At 63.3% G+C, this 13,064-nt stretch carries 11 protein-coding genes; all 11 read right to left on the bottom strand.

The genetic code is table 11. The features are described from left to right. Positions 1–3 precede the first annotated feature (3 nt). Genes nuoN through QFZ83_RS07290 form a run of 11 tightly spaced genes read right to left on the bottom strand, consistent with a single transcriptional unit; the run spans position 4 to position 13,064 of the window. On the bottom strand, positions 4–1,491 hold the full coding sequence (nuoN, locus tag QFZ83_RS07340) for an NADH-quinone oxidoreductase subunit NuoN (protein ID WP_306878827.1): 1,488 nt from the start codon (positions 1,489–1,491) through the stop codon (positions 4–6). A 26-nt stretch (positions 1,492–1,517) separates the two neighbouring features. Beyond that, entirely contained in the window at positions 1,518–2,996 is a 1,479-nt protein-coding gene (locus QFZ83_RS07335) for an NADH-quinone oxidoreductase subunit M (RefSeq protein WP_306878829.1), read from the bottom strand. Positions 2,997–3,021: 25 nt separating this feature from the next. Beyond that, a complete protein-coding gene (gene nuoL, locus QFZ83_RS07330) occupies positions 3,022–5,067 on the bottom strand; it encodes an NADH-quinone oxidoreductase subunit L (RefSeq protein WP_306878830.1) in 2,046 nt (681 codons plus the stop codon). Between the two features lie 7 nt (positions 5,068–5,074). Beyond that, positions 5,075–5,383, bottom strand: coding sequence for an NADH-quinone oxidoreductase subunit NuoK (nuoK, locus tag QFZ83_RS07325; RefSeq protein WP_007837741.1), 309 nt, complete (start codon positions 5,381–5,383; stop codon positions 5,075–5,077). After that, entirely contained in the window at positions 5,380–6,045 is a 666-nt protein-coding gene (locus QFZ83_RS07320) for an NADH-quinone oxidoreductase subunit J (protein ID WP_307504424.1), read from the bottom strand. The genes nuoK and QFZ83_RS07320 overlap by 4 nt, the downstream gene beginning before the upstream one ends. Before the next feature lie 37 nt (positions 6,046–6,082). Next, positions 6,083–6,628: an NADH-quinone oxidoreductase subunit NuoI gene (nuoI, locus tag QFZ83_RS07315; RefSeq protein WP_013542405.1), complete on the bottom strand. Its 546-nt coding sequence runs from the start codon at positions 6,626–6,628 to the stop codon at positions 6,083–6,085. A 17-nt stretch (positions 6,629–6,645) separates the two neighbouring features. Continuing rightward, positions 6,646–7,722, bottom strand: coding sequence for an NADH-quinone oxidoreductase subunit NuoH (gene nuoH / locus QFZ83_RS07310; protein WP_306878832.1), 1,077 nt, complete (start codon positions 7,720–7,722; stop codon positions 6,646–6,648). After that, positions 7,719–9,899, bottom strand: a complete 2,181-nt coding sequence (nuoG, locus tag QFZ83_RS07305) for an NADH-quinone oxidoreductase subunit NuoG (RefSeq protein ID WP_307504421.1) — start codon at positions 9,897–9,899, stop codon at positions 7,719–7,721. Before nuoG ends, nuoH begins: the two co-directional genes overlap by 4 nt. An 18-nt stretch (positions 9,900–9,917) precedes the next feature. After that, positions 9,918–11,258, bottom strand: coding sequence for an NADH-quinone oxidoreductase subunit NuoF (gene nuoF, locus QFZ83_RS07300; RefSeq protein ID WP_013542408.1), 1,341 nt, complete (start codon positions 11,256–11,258; stop codon positions 9,918–9,920). Then, positions 11,258–11,800 (bottom strand): NAD(P)H-dependent oxidoreductase subunit E, encoded by a 543-nt coding sequence (gene nuoE, locus QFZ83_RS07295; protein WP_307504417.1) that lies wholly within the window; start codon positions 11,798–11,800, stop codon positions 11,258–11,260. The genes nuoF and nuoE overlap by 1 nt, the downstream gene beginning before the upstream one ends. Positions 11,801–11,810: 10 nt before the next feature. Further along, complete coding sequence (locus QFZ83_RS07290; RefSeq protein ID WP_093431294.1) at positions 11,811–13,064, bottom strand: NADH-quinone oxidoreductase subunit D; 1,254 nt, start codon at positions 13,062–13,064, stop codon at positions 11,811–11,813.

Genomic DNA, 13,064 nt, shown 5'->3' with positions numbered 1-13,064 from the left:
GCGTCAGTGGGCCAGCGTGGCCGCGATGGCCTCGTAGCACAGCGTCATCAGACCGCCGGGCAACACGCCGAGAATCAGGATCAGCGCGCCGTTGATCGCGAGCACGGTGCGCACGTCGAACGACGCCGACACGGTGGTGGCCGTGACCGGTGCGTCGAAGTACATGACCTTGACCACGCGCAGGTAGTAGAAAGCGCCGACCAGCGACATCATCACGGCGAACACCGCCAGACCGATGTAGATCGCCTGGCCCGAGGCAATCAGCGCCTGCAGCACGGCCAGCTTGGCGTAGAAGCCAACGAGCGGCGGGAGACCCGCCAGCGAGAACATCGCGATGGCCATCACGCCGGCGTACAGCGGGCTGCGCTGATTGAGGCCGGCCAGGTCGGTGATCTCTTCGCTCTCGAAGCCTTCGCGGGCCAGCAGCAGGATGATGCCGAAGCTCGCCAGCGTGGTCAGCACGTAGGTCACGATGTAGAACATCGACGCGCTGTAGGCCGCCTGCGCGTTCTGCGTGCCCGACAGGTCCGAACCCGCGACCAGGCCCAGCAGCATGAAACCCATCTGCGAGATGGTCGAGTAGGCCAGCATCCGCTTGAGGTTGCTCTGCGCAATGGCGGCGAGGTTACCGATCAGGAGCGAGGCGATGGCCAGCACGGCCAGCATCTGCTGCCAGTCGATGGCCAGCGGCTGCAGGCCGTCCACCAGCAGGCGGATGATGATGCCGAAGGCGGCCAACTCGGGCGCGGCGCCGATCAGCAGCGTGACGGCCGTGGGCGCGCCCTGGTAGACGTCGGGCACCCACATGTGGAAAGGCGCTGCCCCCACCTTGAACGCCAGGCCAGCCACGATGAACACGAGGCCGAACACCAGCACCTGGTGGTTGACCTTGCCGGTCGAGATCGCCTTGAACACTTCGTTCAGGTCGAGCGAGCCGGTCGCGCCGTACATCATCGACAGGCCATACAGCAGAAAGCCGCTGGCCATCGCGCCGAGCACGAAGTACTTCATCGCCGCTTCGCTGGCCACCGCGTTGTCGCGGCGCAGCGCCACGAGCGCGTAGCTCGAGAGCGTGAGCAGTTCCAGGCCCAGGTAGATCAAGAGGAAGTTGCTGCCCGAGATCATCACGAACATGCCCAGCAGCGCGAACATGCTGATGGTGAACAGTTCGCCGCCGCGCAGCATCTCGCGATCGGCCGCATAGGGGCGGCCGTAGACCAGGGTGACCATCAGGGCGATGGTGGAGAAGCACTTGAGCCAGTTGCCCATCGAGTCGCTCACGACCATGCCGCCGAAGCCGTACGAGGTCTTGCCGTCGAGTGCGGCCATGCCGGTGAGCACCGCCACCACCAGCAGCGTGAGCAGCGTCAGAACATAGGTGCGGGTGCGGCGCGGGCTCGTGTCCGACAGGTCGACCAGCGCAATGATGCAGGCCATGACCAGCAACACGATTTCGGGGTAGATCGTGACCCAGCTGAGTTTGTCAATCATCTCGTTCTCTTGTCTTCAGCGTGGCATCAGGAGGGCAGCTTCGAAACTGCCACGTGGCGCAGCAGCTCGGTCACGGAAGCGTCCATGGCGTCGGTGAAAGGCTTCGGATACAGGCCCATCCACAACACGGCGATCGCCAGCAGCGACAGCATCAGGAACTCGCGGGCGTTGATGTCGGTGAGTTCCTTGACGTGGTCGTTGCCGACCGGGCCGAGGTACACGCGCTTGTACATCCAGAGGGTGTAGGCGGCGCCGAAGATCAGCGCGGTTGCTGCCCCCAGGCCGATCCAGAAGTTGGCCTTCACGGCACCCAGGATCACCATCCACTCGCCCACGAAACCGGCGGTGCCCGGCAGGCCGCAATTGGCCATGGCGAACAGCAGCGCGAACGCGGCGAACTTGGGCATGGTGTTGACCACGCCGCCGTAGTCGGCGATCTGGCGCGAGTGCACGCGGTCGTACAGCACGCCGATGCCCAGGAACATGGCGCCCGAGACGAAGCCGTGGGCAATCATCTGCACGATGCCGCCGGACACGCCCAGCTCGTTGAAGATGAAGAAGCCGAGCGTCACGAAACCCATGTGGGCGACCGACGAATAAGCCACCAGCTTCTTCATGTCCTGCTGCACCAGTGCAACCAAGCCCACGTAGATCACCGCGATCAGCGACAGCGCGATCATGAGCCAGGCCCATTCGTGCGATGCGTCGGGAGCAATGGGCATCGAGAAGCGCAGGAAGCCGTAGGCACCCAGCTTCAGCATGATCGCAGCCAGCACGGCCGAGCCGCCGGTGGGCGCCTCGACGTGCACGTCGGGCAGCCAGGTGTGGACCGGCCACATCGGCACCTTGACGGCGAAGGCCGCGAAGAAGGCGAAGAACAGGAAGGTCTGCGCGGTCGACCCCAGCGGCAGCTTGTGCCAGGCCAGGATGTCGAAGCTGCCGCCCGACTTGTTGTACAGGAAGACCAGCGCCACCAGCATCAGCAGCGAGCCGAGCAAGGTGTAGAGGAAGAACTTGAACGCCGCGTAGATCTTGTTCGGGCCGCCCCAGATGCCGATGATCAGGTACATCGGGATCAGCGTGGCTTCGAAGAACACGTAGAACAGGATGCCGTCGAGCGCGGAGAACACGCCGATCATGAAACCCGACAGGATCAGGAATGCGCCCATGTACTGGTTCACGCGTTCGGTGATCACTTCCCAGGCCGAGATGACGACCACGACCGTGATGAACGAGGTCAGCAGCACCATCCACAGCGACAGGCCGTCAAGACCGATGTGGTAATTGACGTTGAAGCGGGAGATCCAGCTCGTCTTCTCGACGAACTGCATGGCGGCGGTTCCGTTCTGGAAGCGCGTGAACAGCGGCACCGTGACCAGGAAGCTCACGATGGCACCGACGAGCGCGACCCAGCGCACGCCCTTGGCATGCTCTTCGCGGCCAAACGCCAGCAGCACGGCGCCGAATGCGATCGGCACCCAGATGGCAAGGCTCAACAAACCCATTTTTCTTTTTCTCCAGCGTTCGGGCTCAGCGTTTGAACCAGACGAAGTACGTCATCAGGATGAAGATGCCGAGCAGCATCGCGAAGGCATAGTGATAGATGTAGCCCGACTGCACCCAGCGCACCACGCTGGAGATACGGCCGATCACTTTCCACGAACCATTGACCATGGCACCGTCGATCAGGGCCTGGTCGCCACCCTTCCACAGGCCCGTGCCGAGCAGGCGCGCACCGCGGGCGAGGATGTTCTCGTTGATCCAGTCGAGGTAGTACTTGTTCTCGAGCAGGTTGTAGATCGGGCTGCATGCGCGCTTGATCGCGGCCGGCAGCGCCGGGTTGATCATGTACATGTAGTACGAGAGCACCACGCCGGCCAACGCCAGCCAGAAGGGCATGGCCGTGAGGCCGTGCTTTGCCATGGCCAGCGGACCATGGAAAGCCTCTTCCAGCTCCTTCATCGCATGGTGCTTGGTGCCGTCGACGAAGATCGCACCCTTGAAGAACTCGCCGAACAGCATCGGATCGATGGTGTAGAAGCCGATCAGCGCCGACGGGATCGCCAGCAGCACCAGCGGCAGCCAGACCACCCAGGGCGATTCGTGCGGCTTGTGAGCGTCATGGCCGTGGCCGTGATCGTCGTGGCCATGCGCATCGTGGGCGTGGTCGTCGTGGTGAGCGTCCGGGTTCTGGTCGTAGCGTTCCTTGCCGTGGAAGACCAGGAAGTACATGCGGAACGAGTAGAAGGCCGTGACGAACACGCCGATCAGCACCGCGTAGTAGGCGAAGTTCGCGCCCCAAAGGTGGCTCTCGTGCACCGCCTCGATGATGCTGTCCTTCGAGTAGAAGCCCGAGAACAGCGGCGTGCCGATCAGCGCGAGCGAACCGATCAGAGAAGTGATCCAGGTGATCGGCATGTACTTGCGCACGCCGCCCATCCAACGGATGTCCTGGTTGTGGTGCATGCCGATGATCACCGAGCCCGCGCCCAGGAACAGCAGTGCCTTGAAGAACGCGTGCGTCATCAGGTGGAACACCGCGACCGAGTAGGCCGAGGCACCGAGCGCCACCGTCATGTAGCCCAGCTGCGAGAGCGTGGAGTACGCGACCACGCGCTTGATGTCGTTCTGGATGATGCCGAGGAAACCCATGAAGAGCGCGGTGATGGCGCCGATCACGAGGATGAAGCTCAGGGCTGTGTCGCTGAGTTCGAACAGCGGCGACATGCGCGCCACCATGAAGATGCCGGCCGTCACCATCGTCGCTGCGTGGATCAGCGCGGAGATGGGCGTCGGGCCTTCCATCGAATCAGGCAGCCACACGTGCAGCGGGAACTGCGCGCTCTTGCCCATTGCACCGATGAAGAGGCAAATGCAGATCACGGTGATCAGCATCCACTCGGTGCCCGGGAAGGTAATGCCGGCCAACGTGTTCGCCTTGGCGAAAGCTTCGCCGTAGTTCAGCGTGCCGGCGTAGGCGGCGATCAGGCCGATGCCCAGGATGAAGCCGAAGTCGCCCACGCGGTTGACCAGGAAGGCCTTCATGTTCGCGAAGATGGCCGTGGGCTTGTTGAACCAGAAGCCGATCAGCAGGTACGACACCAGGCCCACCGCTTCCCAGCCGAAGAACAGCTGGAGCATGTTGTTGCTCATGACGAGCATCAGCATCGAGAAGGTGAACAGCGAGATGTACGAGAAGAAGCGGTTGTAGCCGTCGTCTTCTTCCATGTAGCCGATGGTGTAGATGTGCACCATCAGCGACACGAAGGTCACCACGCACATCATCATGGCCGTGAGGCCGTCGACCAGGAAGCCGACTTCCATCTTCAGGCCGCCGACGATCATCCATTCGTAGAGCGTGGCGTTGAAGCGGGCACCGTCGACCACCACGCTCTTAAGCGTCATGGCCGAGATGATGAAGGCGACGAGAACGCCCAGGATGGTCAGCGAATGCGTGACCTTGCGGCCGATGTGATTGCCGCCGAACTTGGTGCCGAAGACGCCCGCGAGGGCGGCGCCGACCAGGGGTGCCAGCGGCACGGCCAGCAATGTGGATGCGGAAAGGGTTGCGCTCATGTTGATTTCAACCCTTGAGCGAGTTGAGCTCGTCGACGTTGATGTTCGACTTGTTGCGGAACAGCAGGACCAGTAGGGCCAAGCCGATGGCCGACTCGGCAGCAGCCACCGTCAGGATGAAGAACACGAAGATCTGTCCGTGCATGTCGCCCAGGTAGTGCGAGAACGCCACGAAGTTCATGTTGACCGCCAGCAGCATCAGCTCGATGGCCATCAGCAGCACGATCAGGTTCTTGCGGTTCAGGAAGATGCCGATCACCGACAGCGCGAAGAGCATCGCGCCGAGCGAGAGGAAGTGTCCGAGCGTGAGCGTCATGCCTTGTTTTCCTTTGCCGCCTCAGCCGATGCTGCAGGTGCTGCTTCCGCCACGGGTTCCGCCGCGCGCGTCACCGGCATCTGCACGATGCGCACGCGGTCGCGTGCCTTCACGCGCACCTGGTCCGACGGGTTGGTGTACTTGCTGTCCTTGCGGGTGCGCAGCGTCAGTGCAATAGCGGCGATGATGGCCACGAGCAGGATGACCGCGGCGATTTCCAGCGGATAGAGGTACTCGGAATAGAGCAGTTTGCCCAGCTCCATCGTGTTCGAGGTGTTGGGCGAGGTGACCGCCATGGCGCGCGGTGCTTCGCCCAGGCGGAAGCCGCCCAAGAGCACGGCCGCCATTTCGAGCGCGATCAGCGCGCCCACGCCCGCCGCGAGCGGGAAGTGCTTCCAGAAGCCCTGCCGCAAGCTGTCGACGTTGATGTCCAGCATCATCACGACGAAGAGGAACAGCACCATCACGGCACCGACATACACCAGCACGAGCGAGATCGCGAGGAACTCCGCGCGCAGCAGCAGCCAGATGGCCGAAGCCTGGAAGAAGGCCAGCACCAAGTACAGCGCGGCGTACACGGGGTTGCGGGCGGTGATGACGCGGAAGGCTGCAAACAGCAGCACCGCGGCAAACAGATAGAACAGACCGGTCTTGACGTCCATTGGAATTCGAGTGGGTACGGGTTTCGGGCTGGACGGATCAGCGGTACTTGGCGTCGGCCGCCTTGTTCGCTGCAATTTCTTTTTCGTAGCGGTCGCCCACGGCCAGCAGCATGTCCTTCGTGAAGTACAGGTCGCCGCGCTTTTCGCCGTGGTATTCGAAGATGTGGGTCTCCACGATCGAGTCGACCGGGCAGCTCTCTTCGCAGAAGCCGCAGAAGATGCACTTGGTCAGGTCGATGTCGTAGCGCGTGGTGCGGCGCGAGCCATCGTCGCGCACATCGGATTCGATGGTGATCGCCAGTGCCGGGCAGACGGCTTCGCAGAGCTTGCAGGCGATGCAGCGCTCTTCGCCGTTTTCATAGCGACGCAGCGCGTGCAGGCCGCGGAAACGCGGCGACAGCGGCGTCTTCTCTTCGGGGAACTGCACCGTGATCTTGCGGGCGAAGGCGTACTTGCCCGTGATCGCCAGGCCCTTGAACAGTTCGAACAGCATGAAGCTGCCCAAAAAATCCTTGAGCGAGAACGGCGCGGAAGCCAGCTTGGACGGGCGCGAGAGTCCGCCCGCGGTATGTGAAGCAGTCATGATGTCGGCGCTTCCAGTTATTTCCAGATGTTGAACGGCGTCTGCATCCAGCCGCCCACAACGACCAGCCACACGAGGGTGACGGGAATGAAGATCTTCCATCCCAGACGCATGATCTGGTCATAGCGGAAGCGCGGGAACGTCGAGCGCACCCACAGGAACATGGTGACCACGCAGAAGGTCTTGAGGCCCAGCCAGATCCAGCCCGGGATGAAGCTCAGGAACTCGAACGGTGGCAGCCAGCCGCCGAGGAACAGCACCACGGTGAGGATCGAGACCAGCCACATGTTGGCGTACTCGGCCAGGAAGAACATCGCGAAGCTCATGCCCGAGTACTCGATCATGTGGCCCGCAACGATTTCCGATTCGCCTTCCACCACGTCGAACGGGTGGCGGTTGGTCTCGGCCAAGCCAGAGATGAAGTAGACGACGAAGATCGGCAGCAGCGGCAGCCAGTTCCACGACAGGAACCCGACGCCCATGTCATGGAACATGCCCTTGCCCTGGACCGTGACGATCTCGCTCATGTTCAGGCTGCCGGTGACCATCAGCACCACGACGAAGCAGAAGCCCATCGCGATTTCGTAGCTCACCATTTGTGCCGAAGCGCGCAGCGCACCGAGGAACGCGTACTTAGAGTTCGATGCCCAGCCGGCGATGATCACGCCGTACACCTCGAGCGAGGTGATGGCCATCACGAACAGGAGGCCGGCGTTGATGTTGGCGAGCGCCACGTCGGGGCCGAAGGGAATCACGGCCCATGCGGCGAGCGCCGGCATGATGGTCATGATCGGGCCGAGCAGGAACAAGCCCTTGTTGGCGACCGTCGGAATGATGATTTCCTTGGTCATCAGCTTGAGCGCGTCGGCGATCGGCTGGAGCAGGCCCAGCGGTCCGATGCGGTTGGGGCCGATGCGGATCTGCGTGAAGCCGATGGCCTTGCGTTCCCACAGCGTGAGGTACGCCACGGCGCCCATCAGCGGGATCACGACCACGATGATCTTGATCAGCGTCCAGATCACGGGCCATGCCACGGCCGTCCACCAGCCTGCGGCGATCAGCCCCTGGCCGAAGCCATGAATCGCGTCGATCATGCCAATGCCTCCTCGGCCTGACCCGATGCGACCGGTGCGGTCGATGCGTTGCGCGCATCGGCGGTCAGTTGCAGCGACGGTGCGCGGCGCACGATGGAGTCGAGCTGGTAGATGCTCGCGACCACCGGTGCCGGCGCAGCGCCATTGGAGGCGACGGCGTCGGCGGCCGTTGCGTTGTTCAGGGCGCTGGCCGGTACGGTAACGCCCTCCTCCAACGCCTGCACCGTCTTGAGCACTTCAGCGGTCGATTCGAATGCGAAGCCAGGCAGGCCCAGCAGGTTCGCCAGCACGCGCAACACCTTCCACGCCGGACGCGTTTCGCCTTGCGGCTTCACGACGGCATGGAAACCTTGCACGCGGCCTTCGGCATTGACGAAGGTGCCGGGGGTTTCGGTGAACGGGGCGATCGGCAGCAGCACATCGCTGAATTCGAGGTTGGCCTTGAAGGGGCTCAGCGTGACGACCATCTGCGCGTTGCCGATGACATCGGCGGCGGCAGCGCCGGCAGCCGAATCGAACACCGGCTCGGTGTTCAGCAGCAGCACGGCCTTGAGGCCGGAGCCGGCGGCGAGCATGCGGCCGGCATCGAGGCCGCCGTTCTTCGGGAAGGCGCCGACGAGCTGCGCGCCCACGGTGTTGGCGGCTTCGGTCAGGTAGCCGACGGTCGCGCCGGTCTGCGCGCCGATCCAGTTCGCGAGGGCCAGCAGGCTGCTGGCTTGCGCGTGGTGGGCGGCGGCGTTGCCGAGCAGGATGGCCTTGCGTTCGCCGCCCAGCAGCGACGCTGCGATGGCTTGTGCAGCGGCGTCGGGTTCGCTCTTCGGTGCCAGCGGTGCGGCTGCACCGTTGGTCTTGCCGATGGCTGCAGCAACTGCGGCCAGCGCTTCGATCCATTGGTCCGCTTCGACGATGGTCGACTGCGCCACATTGATGGCCCAGGCATCGCGATCGGTCATGAGGCCGGACGATGTGATCACCGACAGCGCAGCGCCCTTGCGCACGGCTTGGCGGATGCGCTGCGCGAACAGCGGGTGTTCCTTGCGAAGGTTCGAACCGACGACCAGCGCGCGCTGCACTTGCGTGAGCGATGCGATCGAGGTGCCGAGCCAGCGCACGCCTTCGAAGGCCGTGAACTCGGCATTGCGGAGGCGATAGTCGATGTTGTCGCTGCCCAGTTCACGCGTGAGCATGGCGGCGAGGTGCAGCTCTTCGAGCGTGCTGTGCGGGCTGACCAGCGTGCCGATGCTTTGCGCGCCGTGGTCAGTCTTGATCTGCTTCAAGCCATTGGCCACATATTCGAGCGCGGTCTGCCAATCGACCTGCTGCCATTGGCCGCCCTGCTTGAGCATGGGCTGCGTCAGGCGTTCCGGGCCGTTGAGGGCTTCGTACGAGAAGCGGTCGCGGTCGGCGATCCAGCATTCGTTGACGTCTTCGTTCTCCAGCGGCACCACGCGCATCACGCGGTTGTTCTTGACCTGGACGATCAGGTTCGAGCCGGTCGAATCGTGCGGGCTCACCGACTTGCGGCGCGACAGTTCCCAGGTGCGGGCGCTGTAGCGGAAGGGCTTGCTCGTGAGCGCACCGACCGGGCAGATGTCGATCATGTTGCCCGACAGTTCCGAGTCGACCGAATCGCCGAGGAAGGTTTCGATTTCGGAGTGTTCGCCGCGCTGGGTCATGCCGAGCTCCATCACGCCGGCCACTTCCTGGCCAAAACGGACGCAGCGCGTGCAATGGATGCAGCGGCTCATCTCTTCCATGCTGATCAGCGGGCCGACGTCCTTGTGGAAGACGACGCGCTTTTCTTCTTCGTAGCGCGAAGAAGAACCGCCATAGCCGACGGCCAAGTCCTGCAGTTGGCACTCGCCGCCCTGGTCGCAGATGGGGCAATCCAGCGGGTGGTTGATCAGGAGGAATTCCATGACCGACTGCTGCGCCTTGATGGCCTTTTCGCTCTTGGTGCGAACGATCATGCCCTGCGTGACAGGCGTGGCGCAGGCCGGCATCGGCTTGGGCGCCTTTTCCACATCGACCAGGCACATGCGGCAGTTGGCCGCGATGCTGAGTTTCTTGTGATAGCAGAAGTGCGGGATGTACGTGCCTGCCTTGTCGGCCGCATGCATGATCATGCTGCCTTCGGTCACGTCGACCTTCTTGCCGTCGAGTTCGATTTCAACCATATATGTATTTCTCGGGGCTCAGGCCTGAACGGGCGCTTTCGGGACGTAACCCGGAATCAAGGCCTCGAACTCATGACGGAAGTGCTTGATCATGGCGCGCACCGGCATTGCCGCTGCATCGCCGAGGGCGCAGATGGTGCGGCCCTGGATGTTGTCTGCCACGGAGTTGAGCAGGTCCATGTCGGTCGCCCTGCCCTGTCCGTTGTGGATGCGGTCCACCACGCGGTAGAGCCAGCCCGTGCCTTCGCGGCACGGCGTGCACTGGCCGCAGGATTCGTGCATGTAGAAGTAAGAGAGGCGCTTGAGCGATTCGACCATCGAGCGGCTGTCGTCCATGACGATCACCGCGCCCGAACCCAGCATGGAGCCGGCCTTGGCGATGGAGTCGTAGTCCATGGTGCAGGCCATCATGATGTCGGCCGGCAGCACCGGGGACGACGATCCACCGGGGATCACGGCCTTGAGCGTGCGGCCCTTGCGGACACCGCCGCACAGCTCCAGCAGCTTGGAGAACGGCGTACCCATCGGCACTTCGTAGTTGCCGGGCAGTTCGACGTCACCGCTCACCGAATAGATCTTGGTGCCGCCGTTGTTCGGCTTGCCGCATTCGAGATACGCCGGACCACCGTTGTTGATGATCCAGGGCACCGCCGCGAAGGTCTCGGTGTTGTTGATGGTGGTGGGCTTGCCGTACAGGCCAAAGCTCGCAGGGAACGGCGGCTTGAAGCGCGGCTGGCCCTTCTTGCCTTCGAGCGATTCGAGCAGCGCGGTTTCTTCGCCGCAGATGTAGGCGCCGAAGCCGTGGGCCGCGTGCAACTGGAAGTTGTACGTGCTGCCCATAATCTTGTCGCCGAGGTAGCCGGCGGCGCGCGCTTCTTCGAGGGCTTCCTCGAAGCGGTCGTAGCTCTGGAAGATCTCGCCGTGGATGTAATTGTAGCCCACGCTGATGCCCATCGCGTACGCCGCGATGGCCATGCCTTCGATCACGATGTGCGGGTTGAACTGCAGAATGTCGCGGTCCTTGCACGTGCCCGGCTCGCCTTCGTCGGAGTTGCAGACGAGGTACTTCTGGCCCGGGAACTGGCGGGGCATGAAGCTCCACTTCAGGCCCGTCGGGAAACCGGCGCCGCCACGGCCGCGCAAGCCCGAGGCCTTCACTTCGGCGATCACCTGGTCAGGCGTGAGACCCTCGGTGAGGATCTTGCGCAGCGCCTTGTAGCCACCGCGCGCTTCGTAGTCGGCGAGGCGCCAGTTGGTGCCGTTCAGGCCGGCATAGATCTGCGGCTCGATGTGGCGGTCATGGAAACAGGTCTGGACGCCCGTTGCCTGGAACTGCTGGAGTACTTGTTCGGGCGACATCAGGCAGTCTCCCCTTTGGTCGAAGCGCGCAGGCCTTCGATGAGTTGGTCGAGCTTCTCGTTGCTCATGAAGCTGCACATGGTGCGGTCGTTGACCAGCATCACGGGCGAATCGGCGCAGGCGCCCAGGCACTCGCTCTGCTGCAGCGTGAACAGGCCATCGCCGGTGGTCTCGCCCATCTTGATGCCGAGCTTCTTTTCGAGGTGCACGAGCGCGGCGACACCGTCACGCAGCTGGCACGGCAGGTTGGTGCACACGTTGAGCTTGAACTTGCCCACCGGGTGCTGGTTGTACATGTTGTAGAAGGTCGTCACCTCGTGCACGGCGATGGGCGCCATGCCGAGGTAATCGGCGATCTCGCGCTCGCGCTGCATGCTGATGTAGCCCTCGTCCTGCTGGACGATAGCCAGGCACGCCATCACGGCGGATTGCTTGCCGGCTTCGGGGTACTTGGCGACCTCGCGCGCGAAACGCTCGAGGATTTCAGCCTTCAACGGGGCCGCAGGGGCAGCGTCGTGGTGATGGGTTGAGGAAGTCGTCATTCGCTCTTTCTCACCTGTCGATTTCGCCGAACACGATGTCCATCGTGCCGATCACCGCGACAGCGTCGGCGATCATGTGACCGCGCGACATTTCGTCGAGGGCGGCGAGGTGCGGGAAACCAGGGGCGCGGATCTTCAGGCGGTAGGGCTTGTTGGCACCGTCGCTCACGAGATAGATGCCGAACTCGCCCTTCGGGTGCTCGACGGCGGCATAGGCCTCGCCTTCGGGCACATGGAAGCCTTCGGTGAAGAGCTTGAAATGGTGGATCAACTCCTCCATGTTCGCCTTCATCGATTCGCGCGCGGGCGCAGCGACCTTGTGGTTGTCGGTGATCACCGGGCCGGGATTCACGCGCAGCCACGCCGAGCACTGCTGGATGATCTTGTTGGCCTGGCGCATTTCTTCGACGCGCACGAGGTAGCGGTCGTAGCAGTCGCCGGTCTTGCCCACGGGCACGTCGAACTGCATCTGGTCGTAGACGTCGTAGGGCTGCTTCTTGCGCAGGTCCCATTCGATGCCCGAGCCGCGCAGCATGGGGCCGGTGAAGCCCAGGTTCAGCGCGCGCTCCGGCGTCACGACGCCGATGCCCACGGTACGCTGCTTCCAGATGCGGTTGTCGGTGAGCAGCGTCTCGTACTCGTCCACCATCTTCGGGAAGCGCTTGCAGAAATCGTCGACGAAGTCGAGCAGCGAACCCTGGCGGTTTTCGTTCAGGCGCTCGATGGCCTTCGCGTTTTTGATCTTGCTGACCTTGTACTGCGGCATCGCGTCCGGCAGGTCGCGGTAGACGCCACCCGGACGGAAGTAAGCCGCGTGCATGCGCGCGCCGGAAACGGCCTCGTACATGTCGAACAGGTCTTCACGCTCGCGGAAGCAGTAGATGAGCATGTTCATCGCGCCGCAATCCAGACCGTGCGCACCGAGCCACAGCAGGTGGTTCAGCAAGCGGGTGATCTCGGCGAACATCACGCGGATGTACTGCGCGCGGATCGGCACGTCCAAGCCCATCATCCGCTCGATGGCGAGGCAATAGGCGTGCTCGTTGGACATCATCGACACGTAGTCGAGACGGTCCATATAGGGCAGCGACTGGATGAAGGTGCGCGATTCGGCGAGTTTTTCGGTCGCGCGGTGCAGCAGGCCGATGTGAGGATCGGCGCGCTGGATCACTTCGCCGTCGAGCTCGAGCACCAGGCGCAGCACGCCGTGCGCGGCCGGATGCTGGGGGCCGAAGTTGAGGGTGTAGTTCTTGATTTCGGCCAT

The sequence above is a fragment of the Variovorax sp. W1I1 genome, from assembly GCF_030815625.1.
Classification (GTDB): Bacteria; Pseudomonadota; Gammaproteobacteria; order Burkholderiales; family Burkholderiaceae_C; genus Variovorax; species Variovorax paradoxus_C.
The sequence above is the reverse complement of the archived record's forward strand: the minus strand, read 5'-3'. Positions and strand labels throughout refer to the sequence as shown.